The sequence below is a fragment of the Kitasatospora sp. NPDC057223 genome (assembly GCF_042669755.1).
Lineage (GTDB): Bacteria > Actinomycetota > Actinomycetes > Streptomycetales > Streptomycetaceae > Kitasatospora.
Genome location: NZ_JBHUWW010000127.1, coordinates 1 through 26949 on the forward strand (window position 1 = coordinate 1; position 26949 = coordinate 26949).

Below are 26949 nucleotides of genomic sequence, written 5' to 3' on the forward strand. Positions count from 1 at the left end.
TTCGCGCTGACCCGGATCGCGGACGCGGACGCGCTGCACCACACGCCGATCGGGGTCCTGCGCAGTGTCCGCCGGCCGGTCTACGACACGTTGATGGCGGAGCAGCTGGAGCGCGCGGTCGCCGAGCAGGGGCCGGGCGACCTCGCCGCCCTGCTCGCCGGCAACGACACCTGGACCATCGCCTGACGTTCCGGTGTTACTCGAATTCCCTTGCCCTACAACGAGATTGCCGGCGCCGGGCGGGCGCCGGATCGAGCAATACCGAAGTCGTCAGATACCGAACGGCAAACCTACGATGTCCGACCAGGACGGCAGCATTGTGCTGACGCGCGTCAGCGAGCATGCCCCGCTCCAACAGAGGAGACTTCATGTCTGCAAACCAGGAGACGGCAGCGCCGGAGGAGACCATCCGCGCGGACGTGTGTGTGATCGGCGCGGGCGTGGTCGGCCTGATCAATGCCATCGCACTGGCCAAGCGCGGCCTGTCTGTCGTCTGTGTCGACCAGCCCACCGAGAAGCAGCTCGCCAGCTACAAGGTGGGTGAGTCGCTGCTGATCTACTCCAACGCCTTCCTGCGGGTCCTCGGCGAGTTGGACGACTCCCTGAACAAGTCGTTCGCCAAGGCGGGCTTCTGGATGGCCCACGGCATGGAGGGGAAGACCGAGTTCGACGAGTCCGTCTCGGAGTGGGGATTCGAGAGCGAGCTGCCCCAGCACTGGATAGACAAGGCCGAGAACCCGCTCTTCCCCCGGGTGATGTTCCAGGACGCGCAGATCGTCCGGCCCGAGATCGAGGCGGAACTGCGGGACCTCGCGCGGAAGATGGACGGACTGACCTTCCTCGACCGGGGTCTGGTGCGGGACGTCGAGCTGGGTGACGGCGACAGCGACCACCTCCTGACCTGGAGCTCGCGCAACAAGAAGGAGGGCGGGCAGATCTCCGCCCGCTGGATGGTCGACTGCTCGGGCCAGGCGAGGCTGCTGGCCCGCCGCTTCGGCCACGACCTCCCGCTCGACGAGGAGTTCAGCACGACCGCCGCCTGGGCGCAGTTCGCCAACTGCACCGACGAGCTGTTCGACGAGCGCTGGACGTACCACTTCCCGGACGGCGACACCGCGCAGCGCGACCGCAACACCCTCCACCTGTGGGGCGAGGACTACTGGATCTGGGTCATCAGGCTCGGCGGGGACCGCGTCAGCATCGGGGTCACCTACCACCGGGGCCGGCCTCCGGAGGAGGGCAACGCCCGCGAGGTTTTCTGGAAGATCCTGCGCCGCTACCCGATCCTGGACTGGCTCACCGAGGAAAACGTCCTCGAGTTCAGTGCCTACAAGGACGTCCAGCACTGCACCGACACCTTCGTCTCGCCCCGGCGCTACGCGATGGTCGGCGACGCCTCGTCGATCATCGACGCGTACTACAGCCAGGGCATCTCGCTCTCCATGACCACCTCCTGGCACGTCGCCAACATCGCCCAGCGCGACATCCAGGAAGGCACCCTGGACACGGGGTACCTGGACCACGTCAACCGGGCCGTGACCGCGGACTGGCGGATCATGCGCTCGATGGTGCGCTCCAAGTACAGCACGGCGATCGGTGACAGCCGCTTCTTCATCCTCGACCACCTGCTGGACCTCACGGTGTTCGGCGCAGCGATGCTCGGCCGGTTCCGCTCGGCCCGCTGGCTGGTGGAGACCGGCGGCCGGACGGCCGAGGAGAACGCGGAGCACGTACGGCTGCGGGAGGGCCTCTCCCGGCGGCTGTACCTCTCGCAGTCGGCGCCCTGGCACCGCCTCGACCCGCACACGGTCGCGGGCCTGGTGGAGGGTTGGCACCGGGGCCTGGAGCGCAGGGCCAAGTGGCGTCTGGAGAACGGCGAGGACCTCCCGCCGACCAAGGCCGGCATGCGCGCGTACGCGGCGCTGCCCGGCATCTGGCGGCTGGCCTACCTGAACCGGCTGCCGAAGGCGGACCTCACCCTCAAGGCCGTGAAGGAGCCCGGTTTCACCTCCGTCCGGGGCACCGAGTACCGGCCGCCGGTGATGGCCGTCTCGGGCAGTCTGGTCCTGGCCCTCGTCACGGCCGGCACGCTGTTCGACATCGCGGACACCAACGTGCGGAAGCTGAAGAAGCTGGGCCGGATCCTGCGCAACCGGAACTCCCGGAGGTAGCAGCCCCTCCCGAGGATCGCCGCCGCGCCGCCGAGGACCAGCCCGGCGGCGCGGCGGCATGTCCGGTGCCCGGGGCCGGCCGGGAGTTCGGCCGGAAAATCAACTAGGCTGCCCGGCAAGGCAATATGACTGACGGACCGTCAAGGCATCCGCCGGCCGGCGCTGTCGGCGACGAGTCCGCCCGGTGAACGGAGAGACACTGTGACGATCCTGGTGACGGGTGTGCGGGGCCGGGTGGGCCGCGCCGTGCTCGACCAGCTCCTGGCCGGCGGCGAGGCCGTGCGGGCCGCCAGCAGCAGTCCGGGGGAGCTGGACCTGCCCGAGGGCGTCGAGGGCGTCCGCTTCGGCGACGGCGGCGCGGAGGCGTTGCCGGCCGCGCTGGCCGGTGTGCGCAAGGTCTTCCTCTACGCCGTGCGCGGCGGCGTCGCGGACTTCGTGGCGGCGGCGAAGGAGGCGGGCGTGGAGCACGTGGTGCTGCTCTCCTCGCTCTCCGTCGAGTCCCAGGACGCCGAGACGGACGTGATAGCGCGGTCCCATCTCGTGGTGGAGCAGGCCCTGTCGGCCTCGGGCATCGACTGGACGTTCGTGCGCCCCGGCGCCTTCGCCACCAACACGCTGCAGTGGTCGGGCCCGATCCGTGCCGAGCGGCGAGTGCGGTTGGCCTACCCGGAGGCCTACGGCGAGCCCGTGCACGAGTCGGACATCGCCGAGGTGTCGGTCCGCGCCCTGCTGGAGGACGGGCACCGCAACACCGCCTACCGCGTGCTCGGCCCGGAGTCGCTCAGCTCGCGCCAGCAGGTGGAGCAGATCGCCGACGCGATCGGCGAGCCCGTCGCGGTGACGCCGATCAGCCACCAGCAGCAACGCGATGAGCTGCTGCGGTTCCTGCCCGGGCCGGTCACCGACACCCTGCTCTCCTACCAGGCCCGCCGGGACGGCGTCCCGGGGAAGCCCGAGGGCGACGTGCAGGCGGTGCTCGGCCGGCCGGCGCGGCCGTTCGCACAGTGGGCGTGGGAGCACGCGGAGGCCTTCCGCTGACACCCGCGGCCGTGGCCGGTCACCCGCCGCCGGAGAGTCCGAGGGCCTGGAAGTCGGTCTGGCCGAAGGCGTCGTTGACGAACACGTTGGTGAGCCGCGGGTTGCGGTAGGCCAGCGCCTTCTCCGCGACGAGCGGCAGGAAGTATGCCCCGTCGACGACCTTGTGGTTGATCTGCTTGTACAGCTCGCCGGCCTTGGCCGGGTCGGGCTCGGCGGTGGCCCGGTCGAACAGCCCGTTGATCTCCGGGTCGTTGATCTCCGAGTAGTTGGTGTTGCCGGTGGCGGTGATGAGGCGGCCGTCGGTGAGCGGCTGCAGGAAGGCGGAGCCGGTCGGGTAGTCGGGGATCCAGCCCATGACGACCAGGCCGTAGCCCTTGCTGTGAACGACGTTCGGCGCACCGACCACCGAGGAGAGCAGTTGGGCCTCGTACTGGTCGATGGCGGCGTCGACACCGACGGCTTTCAGCGCGGCCTGCAGGGCGGTGGCGGAGTCGATGTCCTTGGGCCTGGAGCTGCGGACCGCGATGGTGGTGCTGAAGCCGTTCGGCTTGCCGCAGGCCGCCAGTTCCTCCCTGGCCTTCACCAGGTCGGGCTTGCCGTCGGTGAGGCCGAACGGGTCGTAGTCGTCCGAGCCGAGGATGTCCGGGGGCAGCATCGAGCCCGACAGGGAGCCGGCCGTGCTGCCGCCGCGGGTGGTCTGCAGGGCGGTGGTGTCGGCCGCGTAGAGGACGGCCCTGCGGCAGTGGACGTTGTCGAACGGCGCGACCCGCTGGGCCACCGAGACGTACCGCAGGGCGCCGGTGTACGGGTTGTCGGTGTTCTTCTTGAGCCCCGGATCGGCCAGCACCTTGGCCCTGGCCGCCGGGGACAGACCGGTCTGGCCCAGGTCGAGGTCGGCCGAACCGTCCAGCAGACGGGCGTCCACGTCGTCGGCGGCGGTGCTGATGGTCAGCTTGACCACGTCCGGCAGGGCCTTGCGGAACGGGTCGGTGGACTGGTCCCAGTTCTCGTTGCGGACCAGTTCGTAGGCCTTGCCCGGCTGAGCCGAGCTGAACCTGTACGGGCCGCTGGAGACGGGTTTGTCGGCGTACTTGGCGCCGGTGTCCAGCTTCTGCGGGACGGGCGAGGCCGAGCCCATGGCCAGCAGGTAGGGGAAGTCCGCGTTCGGCTTGGCCAGGCTGAAGACGACGGTGCTGTCGTCCGGCGTGGTGACCGATTTCAGTCCCAGCCTGCCGGGGTCGGTGTCGGTGTAGGGGCCCTTGTAGTTCTGGCCCTGGTCCAGCTCGTTGATCAGTGAGGTCGGGCCGCCGGGGAGGACGTCCTGCGCGAAGACCCGCTCGACGCCGTACTTGACGTCCTTCGAGGTGATCGCCGAGCCGTCCTCGAACTTCAGCCCCGGCCTGAGCCTGAAGGTGTACGTCCTGCCGTCGGCGGAGACCGCCGGCTGGGCCGTGGCCAGGTCGGGGACGAGCTGCAGGCCCTCCTTGCCCGGCTTCGCGTCGTAGGCCAGCAGGGTGCGGGCGTAGAAGCGCTCGAAGTTCCACGTCGAGCTGTAGTAGGCGCGGGCCGGGTCGAGCGAGTCGAGGTCGAAGCCCGACCAGAGTTTGAGGGTGCCGCCCTTCTCGGCGGACGGGTTCGCCACCTTGCCCACCGCCGCGTCGAACCCGGCCGTGGGCCCGGCGGTGGTCGGTGACGCACCGCCCGGCGGCGTCTGCCCGCCTCCGCCGTTGCCGTCCGGCAGGTGGGAGAGGGCGATCACCGTCGGTACGACGCCGGCGGCGACCAGGCCCAGACTGGCGAGCAGGATCGTCCGTCCGCGTGAGGGCCTGCGGGCGGGCCCGGCGGGCCGGCCGGCGGAGAGCGTGTCGAAAGCGAGGGCGTCCAGCGGTGTGGTGGGGCCGGGCGCGGCCCGGTCCGGCAGCGGCGCCGGCGGGATGAGCGGGGGCACCGGCAGGTCGGTGACGGTCGGCAGCCGTTCAGCCGGTGGCACCGGAGGCAGTGTGGCCGGGGCCTTGCGGGCCGTCGGGGCAGGAGCCGCCGGTGCCCGGTCGGCGGGAGCGGGCCTGCCGGGGCCGGCTTCCGCCCGTGCGGGTTCCACCGGTGCGGTTTCCACCGGTGCGGGGAGAACCGCCGCCAGGGCCCGGGCGGTCTGCTCCGCGGTGGCGCGCAGGAGGGGATCCTTGGTGAGCAGGCCGGTCAGCGCCTGCTCCAGCCGCCCGGCGTGCCGGGGCGGCCGGGGGTCGCGGGTCAGGATCGCGACGTAGAGCGCGGTGAGGGTCGAGGCCGTGAACGGTGCCTCGCCCTCCACGGCGGTGTAGAGGGTGGCGCCGAGTGCCCACAGGTCGCTCGCCGCGTCGGCCCGGTTGCCCTCCAGTTGCTCCGGCGCCATGTAGGCCGGGGTCCCCAGGATCGTTCCGGTGCTGGTGAGCGCCATCGTGGCGTCGGCCATGCTGGCGATGCCGAAGTCGGTGAGGACGACCCGGCTGCCGCTGAGCAGGATGTTGTCGGGCTTGAGGTCCCGGTGGACGACCCCGGCCGAGTGCGCCACGGTGAGCGCCTCCAGGATGGCCGTGCCGATCCGGGCGACCCGCTCCACCGGGAGTCTGCCCTGCTCCCGGATCGTCGCGGCCAGGGATGCCCCGACCACGAACTCCATGACGATGACCGGGGCGCCGTGGTGTTCCGCCACGTCGTGGACGGTGATGATCCCCGGGTGGTTCAGGCCGGCCGCCGAACGGGCCTCGCGCATCACCCGTTGGAGCAGCAGTTCGCGTTGACCGTCGTTCAGTCCGGGCGGGAACAGGATCTCCTTGACGGCCACGTCACGGTGCAGGGTCTCGTCCCGCCCCCGCCACACCCGCCCCATTCCGCCCTGCCCGACGGGTTCGACCAGCCGGTACCGCCCACCGATCAACTCGCCACGTGCCTCAGTCACGACCGACACGATAGGGATTCGCGCAGCCGCCCGATGACCAGACGTGACGATCCGCCAAGGGCGTTACCAGACGGTGACGTGACCGCGGGCGGCCGCGCCGCGGATCCGGCCGTCGGCGCGGCCGGATCCGGGGCTCAGTGGTGGCCGTCCTGCTGCCGCTTCTGCTCCTCCTGCTCCTCCAGCTGTTCCTGCTCCGCGCGGACGGCCTCCTCGGCCGCCTCCTGGGCGCTGCGGACCTCGGCGGCCACCTCGTCGGCCGGGCGCCGGACGAGGCGGCCGCCGTGGCGGGCGGCGAGCGCGTCGGCGGCGTCCGGGGTGTGCTCCCGGACTTCGGCGATCAGCAGGCTGCCGCCCTCGGCGAGGCCGCTGCTGTAGACGGTAAGGCCTTCGGCGGCGTCCTGGAAGCGCTTGATCTCGGCCACGCCGCCCAGCACGGTACCGGCCGTCCAGCCGAGGAAGACCCCGACCGGGCCGCCGATCAGGCCGATCAGGCCGCCGACGATCCCGCTCACCACGGTCGGGGTGCCGGCTCCGTGCACCCAGCTCTCGGGTACGTCGAGCAGGCCCTCGGGCGACCGCTCCAGGACGGCCGCCTGCCGCACTCCGGGCAGTTCCTTGACCTCCTCGTAGGCGGCGCCGGCCGCCGCCGCGTCGTCGAAGGTGATGAACAGCATGGTGGGGGAGTCCGGCATCGGATGACCTCTCGACGTGCCTGCGGGCTTTCGCTGCACGATAGTCCGTCGGGGCGCCGCCGGTCCCGAGGCGCCGGTGGGCGGCGGTCGTGATCGCGTCGCGTGCGGGCGTGATGACCGCCTGCCGACCGGCCGGCGACCGCTCGACCACGGACGGGTGAAGTCCTGCCGGTACTTGATCAGTTCGGCCTCGCGGCGGGGTGCGCCGGCGGGATACTGGCACGGTTGCTGCCATCCGCGCCCGACCGAGGACGACAATGCCCATCAAGCACTACGGTGTGCTCTCCGCCCGCGCTGTGGCGCGTCGCCGGGAGGGTGCGGCCGACAGTCCGCACTACCAGATCCACCTGCGCGACGACGCCGGTACGAACTACCGGGCGGCCGTCAACGTGCTGTCGGACCAGGCCCCTTCCGAGCTGCTGTACGCCGTGGCCGACGACTTCCGGCACCCGCTGACGGGCAGTCTCCCGGCGGCGGGCGCGGGCTGGACGGAGCTGTCGTCGGCGCCGGACGGCGGCGGGCTCGACTTCATCCGGGGCAACCTCTTCGACCCGGCCTCGATGCGGACCCTGCCGCCCGACCTGCCGGGCGTCGACAACGACCTGGCGGATCTGCTGGACCACTACGTCGAGCGCGCGATCGCCGACCCGGCGGTGGGGCTCTGGGTGTTCGGCCAGCGCTGGCCGACCGAGGCGAAGGTGCCGGACAAGGTGTTCGGGTTCCTGCCGGGCAACGGCGTCCACGACATCCACATGAACCAGGGCAACGGCGGCAGCCACCGCCAGGACAACGGCGTCCGGCAGGACGGCGCGCTGCTCGTGCACCTGCCCTCGGAGCGGCGCTGGGTGGCGGTGTTCCTCGCCTTCCAGTCGCAGGCCTTCCACACCGACGATGTGACGGGCAATCCGATCGACACCGCCCCGCCCCGGCCGCAGGGCGGATCGAAGCCGCTGCGGATCGTCGCCGCCCTGGTCAACCCGCCCGGCCCCGAGCCGGAGGCCGAGACCGTCACCCTGCTCAACACCTCGGCGGCCGCGGTCGAGCTGGCCGGCTGGCAGCTGGCGGACACCCGCAAGCAGCGGTTCCCGCTGCCCGGGCAGCGGGTCGCCCCCGGCGCGACCGTCACCGTGGTGACCGGCGGCTCCCGCTTCCGGCTCGGCAACCACGGTGGCGCGATCACCCTGCTGGACCCGGCGGGGCTGAAGGTCCACGGCGTCGCGTACACCGAGCGGCAGGCCGCCCGGGAGGGCGAGAGCATCGCCTTCTGAGCGGACGGCCCCGCCCGCGCCGGACGCCGGATGCGTTCAGCGCGGGTACGTCCTCGTCACCTTGCCCTTGAAGTCCGCCGTCAGGTGGCCGCCGCCGTAGGAGTCCGAGACGTAGACCAGGATCTCGGGCGCCTTGGTGAACACGGACCAGTCGATGATGATGTAGTGGCTGGTGGGGTTGTCGACGCCGAGCTCGTTGTCGCCCTTCTGCAGGAGCGCGGGCAGCGTGTCCCAGTCGACGTCCTTGAGGTCCACCGCCTTCTGGTTGGTCAGGGTGCCGCCGAAGCCGGGGGTGAGGGCGGCCTTGCCGCCCCGGTACTCGAACCTGTCGTAGAGCTTGGGGTTCGTCTGCAGCGGCGCCTCGGCGTACGCGTACTCCGGGTAGACGGTCATCCTGGTGACCTGGGTGCCGCCCATCACCGGGGTGAGGGCCGCGACCACCGAGCGGACGCCGGCCGGGGTGAGCAGGTTCGCGCTGTCCGCCGGCGCCTTGGCCGGCGGGGTGCTGCTCGGGGGCGGCACCTGCGGTGCCGTGCTCTGCGCCACGGGGACGACCGGGGTGGTGCCGGCGGGGGCGGAGGCGGAGGCCTGCGGGCCGGTGCCGCCGGTGCGCGAGTCGTCCTGGAGGCCCTGGACGACCGTCCACCCCGCGACCGCGGCCAGGACCACGCCGAGGGCGAGGCCCGACCGGAGCGCGGTGCGCCGGGTGCGGGGGCGCGGCGGCTGCGGTATCGCCCAGGTCGGTGTCCGGTCCTGCGGCACCGGCCCGGAGGGCGGGGCGTCGGACGGCGCGGCGGACGGCGCGGCGGGCGCGACCGGGAACCCCTGCTGCGCCGGCCGCTGCTGGAGCCGGAAGGTGTCCGCCGTGACGCGCTCGGCGTCGGCCAGCAGCCGGTCGAGGTGGGCGGCGTCCGGGCGGGCGGCCGGGTCCCGTACGAGCAGGGCCGACAGGACGCCGGCGAGCGGCCCGGACCGGGCGGCCGGCGGCAGCGGCTCGTCCAGGACGGCGGCCAGCGTGGCGAGGCTGGTGGCGCGGCGCAGCGGGTGGTGGCCCTCGACGGCCACGTAGAGCATCATCCCGAGCGACCAGAGGTCCGAGGCCGGATTGCCCTCCTCGCCGCGGATCCGCTCCGGCGCGATGTACTCCGGCGAGCCGATCAGGGAGCCGGTCGTGGTGAGGCTGGTGGACTCCCGGAGGGCGGCGATGCCGAAGTCGGTGAGCACCGGCGTGCCGTCGGGCCGCAGCAGGACGTTTCCGGGTTTCACGTCACGGTGCTGGATGCCGGCCGCGTGGGCGGCGCTCAGCGCGGACAGCACGCCCCGGCCGAGCCGGGCCGCCTCGGCGGACGTCATGGGGCCCCGGGTCAGGCGGTCGTGCAGGGAGCCGCCGGTGACCAGCTCCATCACCAGCCAGGGGTGCGGGTACTCGGCGACGTCCACGATGTGATGGATCGTCACCACGTTGGGGTGGTTGAGCCGGGCCAGCGAACGGGCCTCGCGCAGCACCCGCTCGCGCAGGACGGCCGCGGCCCTCGGGTCGCCGTCGAGCATCACCGGATCGGGCGGCCGGACCTCCTTCAGGGCGACCTCGCGGTGCAGTGCGGTGTCGCGGGCCCGCCAGACCAGGCCCATGCCGCCGCCGCCGAGGCGTTCCAGCAGTTCGAACCGACCGTCGACGAGCTGAGTGCCCGGCCCCCCAGTGTTCATGGCCGTCATCGTAGGGGGCGCGGTGAGGCAGTCCCAAAAGGGGCCGGTGTCAGCGTTTGGCCGGTTTGGCCGCGGCCCGCCGGCGGGCGACGAAGAAGCCGATCAGCAGGCCGACGAGCAGGGTCACGGTGAGCACGACCCACAGCGGCATCGTGACGGTGGCGACCCACAGCTTGATCGAGACGGATCCGGTGTTCGCGGCGATGAACCAGACGGCGAGTACCGCGAGCACGGCGATCCCGATGGTCCGCAGCCGCATGTTGCGGCCCTTGACGGTGATCGTCGGCGGGGCGTGGGGCGGAGGTGTGTTCTGCGCCATGTCCTCAGTATGGCGCGATCCGGCCGGTCGGTCCTGTTCGGGCGGCGTGCCCGCGGGTCAGCCCGCACCGAGCGGGCTGCGCATGGCCTCCTCCACGATCGCGTTCAGGTGGGCGTGGTGGGCGCCCCGCCAGTAGACCTGCTCGCAGGCGGTGCACTGCGCGAACACGTCGTACGCCCGCTCGGTGCCGTCCTGGAGCTGCCCGGTCACGGAGGCCTTGGTGGCGGTGCGGAGCGTCCCGTTGCATGCCGTGCACCGCGTCCAGGGCGCGAGTTCGGGAGCGAACCGGGAGAGGACGTCCTTCAGCTGGTCGGCCGGGCGGTGACTGTAGACGTAGGCGCCCGCCCAGAGCTCCCGGCGCCGCAGCAGCCCGCGGTCGCGGGAGAGCAGCACGCGCTGCTCGGCGGCCGAGCGCGCGGCCAGGGCCGGGTCGCCGATGTCGGGGTTCTCGTAGGCGGCGTCGATGCCGAGCAGCCGCAGCCGCCTGGTGAGCGTCCCGAGGTGGACGTCGAGCAGGAACCGGGCCGGGCCCGCGAGTTGCTGGGGCCTGCTGACGGCGCGCACCGACACCTCGTCCCCGTCGCGGGGGACGTGCGAGGTGTGCACCGGCCGGCCGCCGGTGAGCAGTGTGCCGACCTCGGTGAGCGGTACGCCGAGGGATTCCACGAGGTGGCCGATCGTCGAGGCGCCGTCGGTGCGCACCCGGGACCGCTCCGCGCGGTGCGCCGAGGCGACGAAAACGTGCAGCTCGGGGGCGAATCCGATCCAGATCTCCGGTCTTTCCACGCCGCCAGCATGCCAGGGCGGGGGGCGGCGCTGCCAGCGTTTTCCGGCCGCTTCCGCCCTTCGAGGCACTGAGTGCCTTTACCGAGTGGCACTCGGTGCCTTATGGTCGCCGAGGGTGCGTGACGCACGTGCACCCGGCCAGGTACGAGGAGTCCGGCGGGCCGGCCCCCTCGCTCTGCTTCCCCCACTCCACAAGGAGTCGCCATGGAACTCCTCATCGCTCCCGTCGCCGCCGCTCCCACTGCCGAACCGGACGCCCCTGGCGCCGAGTTGGCGTACCGGCGCTGCCGCTGGTGCCGGGCCGCCTCGGCGCCGACCTGTCTGCTCTGCCCGGTCTGCGGATCGGCCGACCTCGCCGAACAGCGAAGCTCCGGCGCCGGTACCGTGCTGCGCCGGCTGCCCGCCGGGCCGCGCGGGCTGTACCGCCTGACGCCGTACGCGATCGCGCTCGACGAGGGCTTCACCGTCCGGGCCGCCGTACTGGGCGACCTTCCCGGCGCCGTCGCGGCCGGCACCAGGGTCCAGTTGGCGACCGGTGCCGGTACCGGCCGGCTGCTCACCTTCCGGACGTCGTCCGACCGCTTCGCCGGCCACTCGGGCGGCCACTCGGGCGGCCGTGCGCCGGCCGTCGTCCGGCCGGTGCACGGCGGCCCCGGGGCCTGGGGCGCCTGACGCGGCGCGGCCGCCGCGCCGGGACTACCCGAGGGTCGCCCGCTGAAGCCCGGAGTCGCTCTCGCCGACCGGCCCGGCGTCCGGCGCGAACTCCTCGGCCCGGGCCGTCCGGGGCAGCAGGACGGTCAGGGCCAGGAAGACGGTGAGCAGGCCGGCCTGGACGAGCAGCGCGTGGTGGAACCCCTCGCTGAAGCGGCCCGCCTCGGCCTGCGCGAAGAACACGGAGCCGAACACGGCGACTCCGATGGAGCCGCCGACCGACTGCACGGCGGACAGGACACCCGAGGCCGAGCCGATCTCGTCGTCGTCGACGGCGCCCAGGACGAAACTGAACAGGGCGGCGATCACCAGGCCGGCGCCGATGCCGCAGACGGTGACACCGGGCACGATGCCCCAGATCGAGAACGATCCGGAGTCGTCGAGCTCGAACCAGAGCAGCGCCGCGCCGGCCAGTTGGACGACCGGGCCGACCTGGAGCACCGACCGTCCGATCCGCTCGGCCAGGAAGGCACCGCTGACGGCGCCGCCGATCGCCGTCCCGACGGCCAGCGGCAGGTTGCCCAGCCCGGCCTCGCCGGCGGTGAACTGGCGGCCGATCTGCAGATAGAGGGTCAGCACCAGCTGACTGCCGACCAGTCCGGCGAAGAACAGCGCGATCCCGCCGAGCCCCACGGTGAACGCGCGCTTGCGCAGCAGGGCGGGGGCCACCAGGGGCTCGCGCCCCCGTACGGCGGTGCGCCGCTGCTGGGCGGCGAAGAGGCCGAAGCCGACGGCCGAGGCGGCCAGGCTGAGCCAGGTCCACAGCGGCCAGCCGTCCTGCTGCCCCTGGTTGAGGGGCAGCACGAGCAGGGCGCAGGAGACCGCGACCAGGGCCGCGCCGACGGTGTCGATCCGCAGGGTGCGGTCGCCCGGCCGCTTCGGGACGACCTTCGCGGCGACGGCCAGGGCGGCGAGGCCGATCGGCAGGTTGACCAGGAAGACCGAACGCCAGCCGAGGCCGAACAGGTCGCCGGAGATGAGGCCGCCGCCGAGGACGGGCCCGATGATGCCGCCGAGCCCGAGGACGGGCCCGAAGATGCCGAACACCTTGGTGAGTTCGGCGCCGGAGAAGTTCTCCCGCAGCAGGCCCAGGCCCTGCGGGAGGAGCATCGCACCGGCGGCGCCCTGGAGCAGCCGGCAGGCGATCAGGACCTCGATGCTCGGCGCGACGGCGCACAGCAGGGAGGTCGCGGTGAAGGAGGCCAGTCCGATCAGGAACATCGTGCGCCGGCCGAAGCGGTCGCCGAGGCGGCCGCCGAGCACCAGCCCGGCGCCGAGGGTGAGCGCGTAGCCGCCGATCACCCACTGCAGGCCGACGGGGCTCGCGCCCAGCGACTGCTCCAGGGCGGGTCCGGCCACGTTGACGATGGACGCGTCGAGGAGGTCCATGACCTCGGCGACGAGCATCACCGCGAGGATCAGCCACCGCCCCGGGTGCGGGGCCGCGCGGGGTGTCTCGACGGGTGTCTCGACGGGTGTCGCGACAGGGTCGGAAGCCATGTTACCTCGGATCATTGGTTACCAATTCAGTTGCCAATATTATTGGCAATATCGAGAGTATCCTGAGCCGCATGGATGTCAACCAGGACCCTCCCCCGGGCCCGCCCGCAGCCCCCGCTCCCGCTCCGGCCCCCGTCGGCGTCCTCCGCGACCGCATGCGGCAGCTGACCGTGCGCCAGCAGCGCTTCGAGCGGCACCTGGGCAGGCGGCTGCACGTGGACGCCGCCGGGCTCGCGGTGATGGACCACCTCGTCAACGTCGGTCCGGCCACCCCCAGCGACCTCGCCCGCCGGCTGGACACCTCCACCGCGGCGATGACCCTGGTGATCGACCGCCTCGTCGCCTCCGGCCACGCCACCAGGCAGCCGCACCCCACCGACCGGCGCAAGGTGATCGTCGCCCCCGCCGACGACTGGGAGGCGACCGCCCACCAGTACGTGGAGCCGCTGATCCACGGCGTCGCGGAACTCGCCGCGGCCATGACGCCCGAGGAGACGGCCGCGGTGTCGGCCTTCCTGGAGCGCATGGTCGGCGTCTACGACCGCGCCACCAGCTAGTACTCGGCCGTCCCGAAAATTCCCGGGGCGGCGCTGTCGGATCCGGGCGCGGACGTTCGTAGTACAGGTGAGGGGTCGCCCGCGAGGGGCGTTCCCGGAGCGCAGGAGATGATGCGAGATGCAGTACCTGGTTTCCGTGATCAGCGACACGACCGAGACCGGCACCCCGGAGGAGGAGGCCGCGATCGACATCTTCAACGACCGCCTCCGGGCCGGGGGCAACTGGGTGTTCGCCGGCGGCCTCGGCGGGCCCGACACGGCCACGGTGATCGACAACCGCGGTACGGAGGCGCTGCTCACCGACGGGCCCTTCGTGGAGTCGAAGGAGCTGGTCATCGGCTTCTGGATCATCCAGGCCGCCGACCTCGACGTGGCGCTCGAACTGGCGGCCGACGGGTCGAAGGCCTGCAACCGGAAGGTCGAGGTGCGGCCGTTCCTGTGAGCGCGACCGACGCCGGGGAGGCGGTCGCCCGGGCCCACCGCGAGGAGTGGGCCCGGGTGGTCGCCGCCCTGGCCCGGCGCTTCGGTGACCTCGACATCGCCGAGGAGGCGGCCGCCGAGGCGTTCGCGACCGCCGTCGAGCGGTGGCCGGTCGACGGCGTGCCCCCCGGCCCCGGTGCCTGGCTGACCACCACCGCCCACCGCAAGGCCATCGACCGGGTCCGGCGCGAGAACAGGCGCGGCGACAAGCAGGAGGAGGCTCAGCTGCTGTACGACGACGAACCGCCCGCGCCCCCCGGCGCCGTCGAGGACGAGCGGCTCCGGCTGATCTTCACCTGCTGCCACCCGGCGCTGGCCATGGAGACCCGGGTGGCGCTGACCCTGCGCATGGTCGGCGGACTGACCGTGTCCGAGATCGCCCGGGCCTTCCTGGTGCAGGAGACCGCGATGGGCCGGCGGATCACCCGCGCGAAGGCCAAGATCAAGACGGCGCGCATCCCCTACCGGGTCCCGTCCGCGCAGGACCTCCCGGCGCGCGTGTCCGGCGTACTGGCCGTCCTCTACCTCGTCTTCAACGAGGGCTACCTGGCCACCGGCCCAGGCACCGGTCCGGTGCGCCACGAGCTGACCGCCGAGGCGATCCGGCTCACCCGGCTGGTCCGCGCCCTGCTGCCGGACGACGGCGAGGCGGCCGGGCTGCTGGCGCTGATGCTCCTCGTCGAGGCCCGCCGCGACGCCCGGGTCTCGCCGGGCGGCGAACTGGTCACCCTCGACGAGCAGGACCGCGGGGCCTGGGACACGGCGCTGATCGCCGAGGGCCACCGGCTGGTACGCGAGCGGCTGGCCGCCGGTGCGGCTCCGGGCCGCTACCAGATCCTCGCGGCGATCAACGCGGTGCACACCTCCGCCCGTGACGTGCGCGACACCGACTGGTGGCAGGTCGTCGCCCTCTACGACCAGCTCGTCCGCCTCGATCCGTCGCCGGTGGTCGCGCTCAACCGGGCCATCGCGGTCGCCGAGCTGGACGGGCCCGAGGTGGCGTTGGCGGCCGTCGACCGGCTCGACGACAGGCTGGCCGGCTACCACGCCTACCACGCGACGCGCGCCGACCTGCTGCGCCGGCTGGGCGACGGTCCGCGGTCGCGCGCGGCCTACGACCGGGCCATCGAGCTGGCGGGCAACACCGCCGAGATCGCCCACCTGACCCGCCGCCGCGACCGGCTGGGGCAGGATCCCCCGCCGCAGGGCGGGTAGCACGAAGGCTGCGCTGCGCCCGTTTATGCAACTGATTGCATAAGCGGCGTCCGGTCGCCTACCGTGTGGTAACCGCTTCCGAGCTGCGACAGCCCCACGGCGAGGCGGACACGGCCCGAGGAGAGACCGGATGACTGCCTATCCCCACCTGCTGAGCCCCCTGGACCTCGGCTTCACCACGCTGCCCAACCGCGTGCTGATGGGCTCCATGCACGTCGGGCTGGAGGAGGCCGAGAACGGCTTCGAGCGGATGGCCGAGTTCTACGCGACGCGCGCCCGGGGCGGCGTCGGCCTGATGGTCACCGGCGGCATCGCCCCCAACGAGCAGGGCCGGCCCTGGGCCGGCGGCGCCAAGCTGACCACCGAGGCCGAGGCCGAGCAGCACCGGGTCGTCACCGACGCCGTCCACCGCGCGGGCGCGAAGATCGCGATGCAGATCCTGCACTTCGGCCGCTACGCCCACCACGAGGACCTGGTGGCCCCCAGCGCGCTGCGGGCGCCGATCAGCGCGTTCACCCCGCACGAGCTCACCGGCGACGAGATCGAGCAGACCGTCGAGGACTTCGCCCGCGCGGCCGTGCTCGCCCGGCGGGCCGGTTACGACGGCGTCGAGATCATGGGCTCCGAGGGCTACCTGATCAACGAGTTCATCGCCGCGCCGACCAACCACCGCACCGACCGCTGGGGCGGCTCGTACGAGAACCGGATGCGCTTCCCGGTCGAGATCGTCCGTCGGGTGCGCGAGCGGACCGGGCCCGACTTCATCCTGATGTACCGCCTCTCCATGCTCGACCTGATCCCCGGCGGCTCGACCCTCGACGAGGTGATCACGCTCGCCCGGGAGGTCGAGGCGGCCGGCGCCACCATCATCAACACCGGCATCGGCTGGCACGAGGCCCGGATCCCGACCATCGCGACCTCGGTGCCGCGCGGCGCCTACACCTGGGTCACCAAGAAGGTCATGGGCGCGGTCGGCATCCCGCTGGTCACCAGCAACCGCATCAACACCCCGGAACTGGCCGAGCAGTTGCTCGCGGACGGGCACGCGGACCTGGTCTCACTGGCCCGCCCGCTGCTCGCCGACCCCGACTTCGTCGCCAAGGCCCGCAGCGGCAGCCCGGAGGCCATCAACACCTGCATCGGCTGCAACCAGGCCTGCCTCGACCACACCTTCAGCGGGCGGATCACCTCCTGCCTGGTCAACCCGCGCGCCTGCCACGAGACCGAACTCGTGCTCGGCCCGACCCGCCGGCGCCGGCGGATCGCCGTGGTCGGCGCCGGACCGGCCGGGCTCGCCTTCGCCGTCACGGCCGCCGGGCGGGGGCACGAGGTGACCCTCTTCGACGCCGCCGCCGAGATCGGCGGCCAGCTGAACATCGCCCGCCGGGTGCCCGGCAAGCAGGAGTTCGACGAGACGATCCGCTACTACCGCCACCAGCTCCGGGCCCACGGCGTCGACGTCCGGCTCTCCACCACCGTGACCGCCGGGGATCTGGCCGGTGGCACCTTCGACGAGATCGTCCTCGCCACCGGTGTCACTCCCCGCACCCCGGCGATCCCGGGCGTCGGCCACCCGAGCGTGCTGAGCTACCTGGACGTGCTCCGCGACAGGGCCGAGGTGGGGGAGCGGGTGGCGATCCTCGGCGCCGGCGGCATCGGCTTCGACGTGGCCGAGTACCTCACCGGCCCGGCGCCCGGCGACGGAGCAGGCGGAGCAGGCGGGGCCGACCGGTTCCTCGCGCAGTGGGGCGTGGACCGCGAGCACCGCACGCCCGGCGGGGTGACGGCTCCCCGCCGCAGCGCCTCGCCGCGCACCGTCCACCTGGTGCAGCGCAAGGAGGGCAAGGTCGGCGCGGGCCTGGGGAAGACCACGGGCTGGATCCACCGCACCGAACTCAGGCACCGGGGCGTCACCATGGTCGCCGGTGCCCGCTACGACCGGATCGACGACCGGGGCCTGCACCTCACCCTCGGCGGGGAGCAGCGGCTCCTCGCCGTCGACACCATCGTGCTGTGCACCGGCCAGGAGCCCCGGCGCGACCTGTACGAGGCGCTGCTCGCGGCCGGCCGCACCCCGCACCTGATCGGCGGCGCCGACCTCGCCGCCGAGCTCGACGCCAAGCGCGCCATCCGCCAGGGCACCGAGTTGGCCGCCGCCATCTGACGGCGCCCTAGGATGCCCCCTGCCAGGACAAACACCCCGGAGAGGCCCCGCCGCCCATGTCGCTGCCGCATGCCATCCTCACCGCCCTGCTGGAAAAACCCTCCTCGGGCCTGGAGTTGACGCGCCGCTTCGACAAGTCCATCGGCTTCTTCTGGCCCGCCACGCACCAGCAGATCTACCGCGAGCTGGCCAAGCTCGAACAGGTCGGCCAGATCCGGGCGATCCCCGGGCCCCCCGCCCAGGGCCGCCGCAAGGAGTACGAGGTGCTGCCCGCCGGCCGCGCCGAACTCGCGGGCTGGACGGCCGGCAGCCACGACCCCAGGCCCGTCCGGGATGCGATGCTGCTGCGGTTGCGTGCGGCGGTGGTGGTGGGAACCGACGGCCTGGAGGCCGAGGTGGATCGTCATCTCGGCCTGCACCGGGCGCAGTTGGCCCAGTACCTGGCCATCGAGGAGCACGACTTCCCGCCGGAGCGGGCGGCCGGCGAGAACCGCCTGCAGCATCTGGTGCTCCAGGCGGGCATCGGCCTGGAGACCTTCTGGATCGCCTGGCTGACCGAGGTCCGGAGCACGTTGGGGGCGCCCGGTACGGGCGGCGGCCCGGTTCGTTCCGGCCCGGGGGCGGACAGTGGGACGGCATCCGGGTAGCATGCCGTCCAGTCAGGTTACCGATGAGTAGCATCGAGTGCCGCGAAGGAGCAGTCATGCCCACGCTGGACCGCCAGGACGATGTCTTCGTACTCGACATCGGAGGCACCGAGAACCGCTTCCACCCCGACTGGGTCGCGTCCGTGGGCGCCCTGCTGGACGAGGTCGAGCAGGCCGAGGGGCCACGGGCGCTGGTGACGGCGGCGAGCGGCAGGTTCTTCTCCAACGGGCTGGACCTGGAGTGGCTGTTCGCCCACGCGGACCAGGCCAACGACTACCTGACCGGCGTCCAGGGGCTGCTGGCCCGGATGCTGACCCTGCCCGTGGTCACCGTGGCGGCCGTGCAGGGCCACGCCTTCGCGGCGGGCGCGATGTTCTCGCTGGCGCACGACTTCCGGGTGATGCGCGGTGACCGCGGCTACTGGTGCCTGCCCGAGGCCGAGATCGACATCCCCTTCACCACGGGCATGTCCGCGCTCATCCAGGCCCGGCTGACCCCGCAGACCGCGCACGAGGCCATGGTCACCGCCCGCCGCTACGGCGGACAGGACGCGCTGGCCGCCGCGATCGTCGACCACGCGACGGGCGAGGACGCCGTCCTCCGGACGGCCGTCGGGATCGCCCGCGCCCAGGCCGCCAAGGCCGGTCCGACGCTCGGCACGATCAAGGCCCGGATGTACGCCCCCGCCCTGGAGGCGCTGCGCGAGAAGGAGATCCCGCTCGGCTGAGCCGGACCACCCGCCGCCGGCGACCCCGGGCCAGGCCCGGGGCGCGGCGCGGCGCGGTCAGGGAAGCAGCTTGTCCAGGGCGGCCTTGCCCTCACGGGCCAGCTTGTCCTCGGCCCAGGCGAGGCTGGCCGGGGTGACGTCCCGCCCGGAGGCGAGCACCACGTCCTCGGCGGTGACGGCGCCCTCGGAGCCGGTGTGCAGCAGGGCGTCGGGCGTCGGGCGCTCCGGCTCTGCGTTCGGGTCGGACTGAGTGTTCATCCCGCCTCCTCGATTGGTGGGCAGTACCGATGTTCTGGGGGCAATGCCGACGTTCCTCCCCGCGTCGGCGGATCGCAAGCCGGGCCGGTCCTCGGCCGGCCGCCGCGCGCGGGCCTCAGAATCCCGCGAGGTCCTCCTCCTCGGACACGACGTGCACCGCCGCCTCCTCGGCGGAGGCCGCGCCGCCGTCGATGCCGACGTCGTCGGCGAGCGTGTCCTGGTAGCGGCCCTCCGGGGCGACCAGGCGCCCGGCCCGCCGGTTCCCGACCTCGCCGTCGATCGGCTCGCCGTCCGTGTCGGAGGTGTCGCCGATGCCGTCGCCGACCAGGTCCCGGACCAGGGCCGGATCGGGCAGTTCCTCGGACAGCCGCCGGTCCAGGCTCTCGCCCTCCTGCTGCTCCCGCAGTGTGGTGCCGAGGCGGTCGACAGCGAGCGGGCGCTCCGGCGGTGACCAGCCCTCGTCGTAGGGATCGGGCCCCCGGTCGAGCAGGGTGTCCGCGGGGTCGAGGATGCCTTCGTCATCGGTGACCTCACTGCCGTCGGGCTGGTAGACGTCGTCGCCCCGGGCGTTGTTCTCGTCAGCCATGGTCGGCTCCTCCGTACGGTTCGCGGCCCCCGGCCGCCGGGGTGCCCGCCCCTCCACACTGGAACACCCCGGGCGTCCCGGCGCGGCGAGCGGCGGTGGGCGCCGTTTCACGCGGCCGGCCGGTCACGCACCGTCGCCGCGCCGGAGTCTCCGGAGCCGGATTCCTCGGAGCCGGCGGCGCGGTCAGGCGGCCCGGGCGACGGGCTGCCGCCGGCGGGCCTCGAACAGGTCCCGGGTGGCGGTGAGGCGAAGGATCCGCTCCATCGGCCGGCTGACCCGGTCGAGGTGCAGCCGGCAGCCCTGGCGGGCCGCGTGCTTGCGGGCGGACAGGAGTGCGCGCAGGCCGCCGCAGTCGCAGAAGGACACGCCCGAGAGGTCGAGCCCGACCTCGCCGACCGGGCACCGGGAGAGATGCCCGCGCAGGTCCGCCGCCACCTGGTCCGCGACGGCGATGTCCAGTTCGCCGGCGACGGCCAGCACCGGGCGGCCGCCCCCGGCGCTGAGGACCACCCGGGCGGGTGCCGGCCCCGGTACGGGGGTCTCCGTGGGCAGCGGAATGCCGGCGATGCCGTACCCGCCGGTGAGCGAGTCGAGTTCGGGGATCATCGCAACGCTCCTGGGTAGGAAGCCGACGCGTTGAAGTAGGCGGGTTGTCCGGGTGTGTCCCCATGGTGCACCCGCAGGGGGTGCCCGCTCAAGGCCCGTCGGCGTCGGGCGGGGCCGCGGGCGCCGCGCCCGAGCAGTTGGAGGAGCGCCGGCTCACCGCCCTCGGACCGGCGGACCTGCCGCAGCCGCGCAGCCGGTGTGAAACCCCTTGGACGCCATCAGCCCACCCGGTCTAGCCTGCCACCCGACCGGGGTGGGCGGGCCTGACGCTCGGTCGCGGCCACGAGGTGGGGAGAGGGACGCATGACATCGCTGCGGCTGCGTGCGGCAGGTTCCGAGGACGCGGAGCAGGTGGCCCTGCTGCACGCCGACAGCTGGCGCCGGCACTACCGGGGCGCCTACGCCGACGCGTTCCTGGACGGCGACCTGGCGGCCGACCGCCTGGCCGTCTGGTCGGCCCGGCTCGCCGCCCCGGGCCACAGCCTGACGCTGCTCGCCGAGGACGACGCCGGCCTCGCGGGCTTCGTGCACGTCGTCCTGGACCAGGACGACCGGTGGGGCAGCCTCATCGACAACCTGCACGTCACCCACGACCGCCGGCGCACCGGCCTGGGCACCGCACTCCTCACCCGGGGCGCCGCGGCCGCCGCCGAGCGGGCGACGGCCGCGTCCGTGTACCTCTGGGTGCATGAACAGAACACCGCCGCCCAGCAGTTCTACCGGGCCCTCGGCGGCACCTGCGTGGAGAAGGTCCCGGTGCCGCCGCCCGGCGGCGACCCGTCCCGGCTGCACGGACGGCCGGACAAGCTCCGCTGCGTCTGGCCCGACGCCGCCTCGCTGCGGACGCGCTGAGCTCCGGCCGTCCTCGCCGGGGGTCAGCGCGCGGTCCGGCCGTCCTCGACCGTGTTGCCGGTGATCTGCCCGCTCGCGCCGTCGACGGTGACCCGGTGCCGGACGCCGTCCGGGCCCAGCACCACGGCCTGCCAGCCCGTGCCGCCGCCCTGCTGCGCCACGGTGCTCAGCGACTCCACCCGGCCGTCCGCAACGGCCGCGGCGGCCTTCTCCGCCGCCTGCACGGCCGTGACCGCCGGGAGCGGCGCGGGTGCGAGGCCGTTGCCCCGGCCCTCCCCGGCGGGCCTGCCGGCAGCCCTGTTCCCAGGACCGTTCTCCTCGGCGCCCTTCGCGCGGCCGACCGCACGCCCCTGCTCACGCCCCTGGCCAGGACCCTGGACAGGACCCTCGCCGATGATCTCGGGCTTGCCGCCGAGGTGCCGGTCGGCGCGGATCCCGCCCAGCGGCCCCTCGTCGCCCAGGCCGCGGGCCGAGCGACGCACGTCGCCGTGATCCTCGTGCTCGTGGACGGCGGCGGCGACGCCCAGCGCGGACCCGCCGACCAGGACCACCGCGGCGCCGGCCGTGACCCAGCGGGCCCGCCGGCCGCCTATCCAGCGCCCCGACAGCACCCGGCGGGCCGGCTTGCCCGCCCCGGGCGCTCCTTCGGGGGAGACGGGGGAGACGGGGGAGACGGGGGAGGTCGCGGAGGTGTCGGACTCGGACTCGGACATCGGGCAGCTCCTCTCGCGGCCGGACCGGGACCGGCCTGCAGGGTCACAGGATCGTCCACCGTTCCTGAAGCTCCGCTGAAGCCCGCCACCGAAGCCCGCCACCGGGTGCACCCCCGTCGTCGGCCGCCGGTGCGGCCTGCCACCCTGGGGCCATGCATGTACTGGTGGTCGAGGACGAGCGGCGCCTGGCCCTCGCCCTGCGGCGCGGCCTGGAGGCCGAGGGATTCCACGTCGACGTGGCGCACGACGGCCTGGAGGGACTGCGCCTGGCGGACCGACAGGCGTACGACGTCATCGTGCTCGACATCATGCTCCCCGGCCTCGACGGCTACCGGGTCTGCGCCCGGCTCCGCGCGGCGGGCAGTCAGGCGGGGATCCTCATGCTGACCGCCAAGGACGGCGAGTGGGACGAGGCGGAGGCCCTGGACACCGGCGCCGACGACTTCCTCTCCAAGCCGTTCTCCTTCCTCGTCCTGGTCGCCAGGCTGCGGGCACTGGCCCGCCGGGTCGGGCGAAGGCGCCCGAACGTCCTCGTCCTGGGGGACCTGGTGATCGACTCCGACGCCCGGACCTGCACCAGGGCGGGCACCCCGACCCGCCTGACGGCCCGCGAGTTCGCCGTCCTGGAGCACCTCGCCCTGCGGGCCGGCGCGGTGGTCTCCAAGCGGGAGATCCTCGACCAGGTCTGGGAGTTGGGCCACGACGGCGACCCGAACGTGGTCGAGGTGCACGTCAGCGCACTGCGCCGGAAGATCGACACCCCGTTCGGGCGGGCCGCGGTGCAGACCATGCGCGGCGCCGGCTACCGGCTGGCGGCGGACGGTGGCTGACCCGGCCGGCGACGGATCCCGCCGCAGGCGCGTCCTGGCCGCGGTTCGCCGGCTCGCGCCCACCTCCGTCCGCGCCCGCGCCACGACCGCCGCGTGCGCCGTGGTCGCCGCGGCCCTCACCGGCGCCTCGGTCGCGCTGCTCACCCTGCTGCACGTCAACCTGCTGCGGACGGCCGAGGACGGCGTACGGCAGCAGGCCGAGTCCGTGGCCCGGCTCGCGGCCGAGGGCCGGCTCACCCCCGTGCTCCCGCTCGCCCACGGCACGGACTTCATCCAGGTCGTCGATGCCCGCGGCACCGTCCGGGCGGCCAGCCAGAACCTCGGCGACCACGCCGTACCCGTCAAACCCGTGCCCGCGCCCGAGCCCGCGCCCGTGCCCGGCTCCCGGGCCGCCCGCACCGTCTCGCGGGCGGACCCCACGGACGGGGACCGGCACGAGCGGATCGTCACCGTGGGCGTGGCGACCCCCGACGGCGTCCTTACCGTCAGGGCCGGCACCTCGCTGCGGGCCGCGGACGCCGCCGAGGACACCACCGTCGCCGCCCTCGCCGTCGCCTGCCCGCTGCTCCTGCTCACCGTCGGCCTGGTCACCTGGCGGGTCACCGGCCGCGCCCTTCGCCCGGTGGAGGCGATCCGCGCCGAGGTGGCCACGATCAGCGGCCGCGCGCTGCACCGCAGGGTGCCGATGCCCCGCTCCGACGACGAGATCGCCCGCCTGGCCGGCACCATGAACGCCATGCTCGACCGCCTGGACGAGGCCGGGCAGCGGCAGCGCCAGTTCATCGCCGACGCCTCCCACGAGCTGCGCAGCCCGCTCACCGTGCTGCGCACCCAACTGGAGGTCGCGCTCGCCCACCCGGACCAGGAGGTGCGCTCCGAACTCCTCCGGGGCGCCCTGGAGGACACCGACCGCCTGCAGAACCTGGCCACCGACCTGCTGCTGCTGGCCCGTCTGGACGCCGCCTCCCCGTTCGCACCGGCGCCGGACCGCCCGCGCGAGCCCGTCGACCTCACCGCGCTGGTCACCACGGCCGTCCGCAACCGGCCGGCCGACCGCTGCGCCGTCGCGCTCGAACTGCGGGGCGGCGTCCGGGTGCGGGGAAACGCGCTCTGGCTCACCCGCCTGCTCACCAACCTCCTGGACAACGCCCAGCGCCACACGGACACCTCGGTGCGGGTCCTGCTACGCACCACCGGCGACCGCACGGCCGTCCTGGAGGTCCAGGACGACGGCCCCGGCATCGCGCCCGCCGACCGGCACCGGGTGTTCGAGCGCTTCACCCGCCTCGACGACGCCCGCAGCCGTGACCACGGCGGAGCCGGACTCGGGCTGCCGATCGCCCGCGACATCGCCCAGCACCACGGCGGCGGCCTCACCGTCGTGGCGTCGGCCGGCGGTGCCTGCCTGCGACTGACCCTCCCGCTGGCCCCGGACGATCCGGACGTCCCGGACACCCCGGACGGCGAAGCCGTCACCGGCCCGGGCTGACCGCGCTCAGCCTGCCTGCGGCATCCAACGGGCCGGCGGGCCGGCCGCGGCCGAACACGGACAGGGGCAGGCGGACCGCGCGGCCACCGGCCGGGCCGCCGTCCAGGGGGCGGCGGCGGGTGCCCGCCACGGCGCACCGCCCGTCCACTCGGCCCGGACGGCGGCCCCGTCGACCGGGCGGTAGGTGCGCCGCGGGGGCCGCGGGGGCCCGGCCGGCGGCGCGGGCGGCGGAACGGGCGGATCGGGGCTGGTCCCGGGGATCCTGACAACGACACAGGTGGTGGTGTTCACGCCGCCCTCCGAAGGTGGTCGGTGGTGGAGTCACAGCCGTCTCGCCCTCCACGCTAGGCGGCCGCGAACGGCCGCCCGTGGTACCCGGGGCGGAACCTGGCGACGGTCGTGGTACCGCGGTATCAGGCCGTACGGGTGCCCGGCCGGCCTCGCCCGGAGACCGACATCCGGCTGTAACCGAGCGGCAGCAGTCCCGACCAATCGCCCGCGTAACCTGCGAGAACACCGTGATCAAGGACCGAGACCGAGGACCGAGGAGGACCGTGGGCCCACGCCGCGCCGGACCGACACCGGGCGCTCCCGCCGAATCAGCCGACCGGCTGCCGGGCTGGCTCGCCCACCCGCTCCGCTGGCAGCGCGCCCCGCTGCCGCGACCCGCGATGGTGCGCGGGGCGCTGGCCATGGGGCCGCTGCTGGCCGTCGCCCTCCTCACCGGGAACCACCAGGCCGGCGTGCTCGCCGGGCTCGGTGCCATGTTCGCCGGGATCAACGACCGGCCGGGTACGCGCCGCCTCGGGCTCGTACAGATCGGCGGGCCGGCGGCCGGCGGCGCCGTCGGGCTCCTGCTCGGGATGCTCCTCGGCCAGGTACCGGGCTGGTGGGCCCTCGTCCCGTTCTTCGTGGTCGCCCTGCTGTCGGGCGCGGTGAGCGTCGCCGGACCGGTCAGCTCCGCCGCCGCCGTCCAGCTGCTCGTCCTCGCGATCGTGGGCGGCGGCATGCCGCTCACGCTGCCCGGGTGGGCCCGGGCGGGGTACTTCCTGGCCGGGGCGGGCTGGCTCCTGCTGCTGCGGCTGCTGCCGCGCACCCGGCCGGGAGCGGGCGGCCGCCACCGTGACGAGCGGCTGGCCGTCGCCGCCGTGTTCGACGCCCTCGCCGACGCCCTGGAGGCCGTCGGCACGCCCGGCGCCGAGGCCGCCCGCCGCCGCCTCACCGCCGCACTCGACCAGGCCGACCTGGCACTTCGCCTGCACCGGCTGCTGCGCCTGCCGGTCGGGCCCGGTGCGGAGGCGGCCCGGCTCGGCCGCCGCTTCGCCGCCGCGGCGGCCCTGTGCGAGGCGAGCGTCGCCCTGCTCTGGGAGGGCGAGCGCCTGCCGCCGCGCAGTTCCGCCGGGCCGCGGCGGCTCGCCGAGGCCGTCCGGGCCGATGCCGCCCCCGGCCCGGTGCCCGCGCTCGCGGTGGGGAGCGCTGCACGCAGTGCCTTCGACGACGCCGTCCTGCGGGCCTGCCTCGCCTTCGGCTCCGGCGGGCCGGACGACGGGGCCGCCGGGAGCGCCGCGGCCCCCGGCGCCGGCCCGCTGCGGGGGCTGCGGCGCAGCGTGCACCCGGCCAGTGCGGCCGGCCGGGAGTACGGGCTGCGCGTCGCGGTCTGTGTCACCGCGAGCGCCGCCGTCGCCCTGCTGCTGGACGCCGACCACGGGTACTGGCTGCCGGTGACCGCGGCCTTCCTGGTCAAGCCCGACTACGGACCGCTCTTCTCACGGACCGTCAACCGCCTCCTCGGCACCCTCGCCGCCGTGCTCGCCGCCACCGCCGTGGGCCCGCTGACGGGCTGGTGGCCGGTCGCGGCGCTCGTCGGCTGCGGCGTCCTGATCCCGTTCGCCGCCCGGCACTTCGCCCTCCAGACGGCGGTGGTCACCGTCACCGTGCTCTGCTTCGTCGGCCTCGGCGGCGACACCCGCGCGGCCGGCTCCCGGCTGGCCGACACGGCGATCGCCTGCGCGATCGTCCTCCTGGTCGGCAGCCTCCCCCGGCTGGCCGACACCCGCACCCGGGTCGGACACCGCTCCGCCCACGCGCTGCGCCACACCCTGCGCTACGTCGACCACGTCCTGGCCGAGCCCTTCGGCGAACGGCACGCCGAGGAGCGGGCGAATCTGCGCCGGGCCGCCTACCACGCGCTCTCCCAGGCCCGGGCGGCCGCCGAGGTCACCACGGCGGAGCTGGCCACCGGGGCGGACCGCGACTGGCTGGCCGTCATGACGGGGGCCGAACGGATCGCGGACGCCGCCACCGCCTGCGCCGTCCGGCTGGAGCACGGCCGGCCCCGCCCGTCCTGGCCGGCCGCCCGGCAGGTCACCGAGGGCCTGGCCGCGCTCGCCGAGGCACTGGACGGCGGCCGCGCCGCCGTGCCCGTCCGGGCCCTCGGTGTCGACTGCCGGACCCTCGGCGACATCCGCACCGAGCTGAACCTGATCGGCTCGCTGCTCGTCGCACCGGCCGCCGCGCGGCGCTGACCTCGGGTCAGGTGGTGGTGCGGTTGGTGGTGAACTCCCAGGCGTCGGCGACGATGGCGTCGAGTCCGGGGCGGCTGGGGCGCCAGCCGAGGGCCTGGTGGGCGCGTTCGGCGGAGGCGACGAGGACGGCGGGGTCGCCGGCGCGGCGGCCGGAGGTGACGACGGGGATCTC

General features: G+C 74.1%; 24 protein-coding genes and 2 pseudogenes. 15 read left to right on the forward strand and 11 right to left on the reverse strand.

Annotation, left to right across the window (positions count from 1 at the left end):
* From ACFUK0_RS32030 to ACFUK0_RS32040, 3 genes and pseudogenes are all read left to right on the forward strand, one after another.
* Positions 1-186, forward strand: a pseudogene (locus ACFUK0_RS32030) (2-oxoacid:ferredoxin oxidoreductase subunit beta); the annotation flags it as partial.
* A gap of 182 nt (positions 187-368) precedes the next feature.
* A complete protein-coding gene (locus ACFUK0_RS32035; protein WP_380256003.1) occupies positions 369-2171 on the forward strand; it encodes an NAD(P)/FAD-dependent oxidoreductase in 1803 nt (600 codons plus the stop codon).
* A gap of 201 nt (positions 2172-2372) precedes the next feature.
* Positions 2373-3209, forward strand: a complete 837-nt coding sequence (locus tag ACFUK0_RS32040; protein WP_380256005.1) for an NAD(P)H-binding protein — start codon at positions 2373-2375, stop codon at positions 3207-3209.
* A 19-nt stretch (positions 3210-3228) separates the two neighbouring features.
* Here ACFUK0_RS32040 and ACFUK0_RS32045 read toward each other — a convergent pair whose 3' ends face one another.
* Together ACFUK0_RS32045 and ACFUK0_RS32050 are read right to left on the reverse strand one after the other, a co-directional pair.
* Positions 3229-6144, reverse strand: a complete 2916-nt coding sequence (locus ACFUK0_RS32045; RefSeq protein ID WP_380256007.1) for an ABC transporter substrate-binding protein — start codon at positions 6142-6144, stop codon at positions 3229-3231.
* A 134-nt stretch (positions 6145-6278) separates the two neighbouring features.
* On the reverse strand, positions 6279-6836 hold the full coding sequence (locus tag ACFUK0_RS32050) for a histidine kinase (RefSeq protein ID WP_380256009.1): 558 nt from the start codon (positions 6834-6836) through the stop codon (positions 6279-6281).
* A 257-nt stretch (positions 6837-7093) separates the two neighbouring features.
* Here ACFUK0_RS32050 and ACFUK0_RS32055 point away from each other — a divergent pair, with 257 nt between their 5' ends.
* On the forward strand, positions 7094-8104 hold the full coding sequence (locus tag ACFUK0_RS32055) for a DUF2278 family protein (protein WP_380256011.1): 1011 nt from the start codon (positions 7094-7096) through the stop codon (positions 8102-8104).
* Positions 8105-8140: 36 nt separating this feature from the next.
* Here the strand turns inward: ACFUK0_RS32055 and ACFUK0_RS32060 are convergent, their stop codons facing one another.
* The 3 genes from ACFUK0_RS32060 to ACFUK0_RS32070 are packed head-to-tail and all read right to left on the reverse strand — an operon-like array spanning position 8141 to position 10916.
* On the reverse strand, positions 8141-9811 hold the full coding sequence (locus ACFUK0_RS32060; protein ID WP_380256013.1) for a protein kinase: 1671 nt from the start codon (positions 9809-9811) through the stop codon (positions 8141-8143).
* A gap of 49 nt (positions 9812-9860) precedes the next feature.
* Positions 9861-10130: a lipopolysaccharide assembly protein LapA domain-containing protein gene (locus ACFUK0_RS32065; RefSeq protein WP_380256015.1), complete on the reverse strand. Its 270-nt coding sequence runs from the start codon at positions 10128-10130 to the stop codon at positions 9861-9863.
* A 57-nt stretch (positions 10131-10187) separates the two neighbouring features.
* A complete protein-coding gene (locus tag ACFUK0_RS32070; protein ID WP_380256017.1) occupies positions 10188-10916 on the reverse strand; it encodes a Mut7-C RNAse domain-containing protein in 729 nt (242 codons plus the stop codon).
* Between the two features lie 204 nt (positions 10917-11120).
* Between ACFUK0_RS32070 and ACFUK0_RS32075 the strand changes: the two genes are divergently transcribed.
* Positions 11121-11588, forward strand: a complete 468-nt coding sequence (locus ACFUK0_RS32075) for a Zn-ribbon domain-containing OB-fold protein (protein ID WP_380256019.1) — start codon at positions 11121-11123, stop codon at positions 11586-11588.
* A gap of 24 nt (positions 11589-11612) precedes the next feature.
* On the opposite strand, the gene ACFUK0_RS32080 is transcribed toward ACFUK0_RS32075, so the two are convergent.
* Positions 11613-13127, reverse strand: a complete 1515-nt coding sequence (locus tag ACFUK0_RS32080) for an MFS transporter (RefSeq protein ID WP_380256021.1) — start codon at positions 13125-13127, stop codon at positions 11613-11615.
* 71 nt (positions 13128-13198) lie between these two features.
* On the opposite strand from ACFUK0_RS32080, the gene ACFUK0_RS32085 reads away from it, so the two are divergent.
* The 6 genes from ACFUK0_RS32085 (at position 13199) to ACFUK0_RS32110 (ending at position 18918) form a co-directional block, all read left to right on the forward strand.
* A complete protein-coding gene (locus tag ACFUK0_RS32085) occupies positions 13199-13684 on the forward strand; it encodes a MarR family winged helix-turn-helix transcriptional regulator (RefSeq protein ID WP_380256023.1) in 486 nt (161 codons plus the stop codon).
* Positions 13685-13802: 118 nt separating this feature from the next.
* Positions 13803-14126 (forward strand): YciI family protein, encoded by a 324-nt coding sequence (locus tag ACFUK0_RS32090; RefSeq protein ID WP_380256025.1) that lies wholly within the window; start codon positions 13803-13805, stop codon positions 14124-14126.
* A complete protein-coding gene (locus tag ACFUK0_RS32095) occupies positions 14123-15379 on the forward strand; it encodes an RNA polymerase sigma factor (RefSeq protein WP_380256027.1) in 1257 nt (418 codons plus the stop codon). The genes ACFUK0_RS32090 and ACFUK0_RS32095 overlap by 4 nt, the downstream gene beginning before the upstream one ends.
* 130 nt (positions 15380-15509) lie before the next feature.
* Entirely contained in the window at positions 15510-17543 is a 2034-nt protein-coding gene (locus ACFUK0_RS32100) for an FAD-dependent oxidoreductase (protein WP_380256029.1), read from the forward strand.
* Between the two features lie 56 nt (positions 17544-17599).
* On the forward strand, positions 17600-18190 hold the full coding sequence (locus ACFUK0_RS32105) for a PadR family transcriptional regulator (RefSeq protein WP_380256031.1): 591 nt from the start codon (positions 17600-17602) through the stop codon (positions 18188-18190).
* A 56-nt stretch (positions 18191-18246) separates the two neighbouring features.
* On the forward strand, positions 18247-18918 hold the full coding sequence (locus ACFUK0_RS32110) for an enoyl-CoA hydratase-related protein (protein ID WP_380256033.1): 672 nt from the start codon (positions 18247-18249) through the stop codon (positions 18916-18918).
* Between the two features lie 57 nt (positions 18919-18975).
* Here the strand turns inward: ACFUK0_RS32110 and ACFUK0_RS32115 are convergent, their stop codons facing one another.
* The 3 genes from ACFUK0_RS32115 to ACFUK0_RS32125 form a co-directional block, all read right to left on the reverse strand.
* Positions 18976-19176, reverse strand: coding sequence for a hypothetical protein (locus tag ACFUK0_RS32115; protein WP_380256035.1), 201 nt, complete (start codon positions 19174-19176; stop codon positions 18976-18978).
* Between the two features lie 115 nt (positions 19177-19291).
* Positions 19292-19762, reverse strand: a complete 471-nt coding sequence (locus ACFUK0_RS32120; protein ID WP_380256037.1) for a DUF5709 domain-containing protein — start codon at positions 19760-19762, stop codon at positions 19292-19294.
* 183 nt (positions 19763-19945) lie between these two features.
* On the reverse strand, positions 19946-20368 hold the full coding sequence (locus tag ACFUK0_RS32125; protein ID WP_380256039.1) for an STAS domain-containing protein: 423 nt from the start codon (positions 20366-20368) through the stop codon (positions 19946-19948).
* 303 nt (positions 20369-20671) lie between these two features.
* Here ACFUK0_RS32125 and ACFUK0_RS32130 point away from each other — a divergent pair, with 303 nt between their 5' ends.
* A complete protein-coding gene (locus ACFUK0_RS32130; protein WP_380256041.1) occupies positions 20672-21220 on the forward strand; it encodes a GNAT family N-acetyltransferase in 549 nt (182 codons plus the stop codon).
* Positions 21221-21243: 23 nt separating this feature from the next.
* Here the strand turns inward: ACFUK0_RS32130 and ACFUK0_RS32135 are convergent, their stop codons facing one another.
* Entirely contained in the window at positions 21244-21933 is a 690-nt protein-coding gene (locus ACFUK0_RS32135; protein ID WP_380256043.1) for a hypothetical protein, read from the reverse strand.
* A 152-nt stretch (positions 21934-22085) separates the two neighbouring features.
* Here ACFUK0_RS32135 and ACFUK0_RS32140 point away from each other — a divergent pair, with 152 nt between their 5' ends.
* From ACFUK0_RS32140 to ACFUK0_RS32150, 3 genes are all read left to right on the forward strand, one after another.
* The gene (locus tag ACFUK0_RS32140) at positions 22086-22763 is read left to right on the forward strand and encodes a response regulator transcription factor (protein WP_380256045.1); all 678 of its coding nucleotides are present in this window, start codon (positions 22086-22088) and stop codon (positions 22761-22763) included.
* Positions 22756-24252 carry an ATP-binding protein gene (locus ACFUK0_RS32145; protein WP_380256047.1) on the forward strand — a complete coding sequence of 499 codons (1497 nt, stop codon included), beginning with the start codon at positions 22756-22758 and terminating at the stop codon, positions 24250-24252. Before ACFUK0_RS32140 ends, ACFUK0_RS32145 begins: the two co-directional genes overlap by 8 nt.
* Positions 24253-24806: 554 nt before the next feature.
* Positions 24807-26777, forward strand: a complete 1971-nt coding sequence (locus tag ACFUK0_RS32150) for an FUSC family protein (protein WP_380256049.1) — start codon at positions 24807-24809, stop codon at positions 26775-26777.
* A gap of 7 nt (positions 26778-26784) precedes the next feature.
* Here ACFUK0_RS32150 and ACFUK0_RS32155 read toward each other — a convergent pair.
* Positions 26785-26949: pseudogene (locus ACFUK0_RS32155) on the reverse strand (UDP-glucose 4-epimerase GalE); the annotation flags it as partial.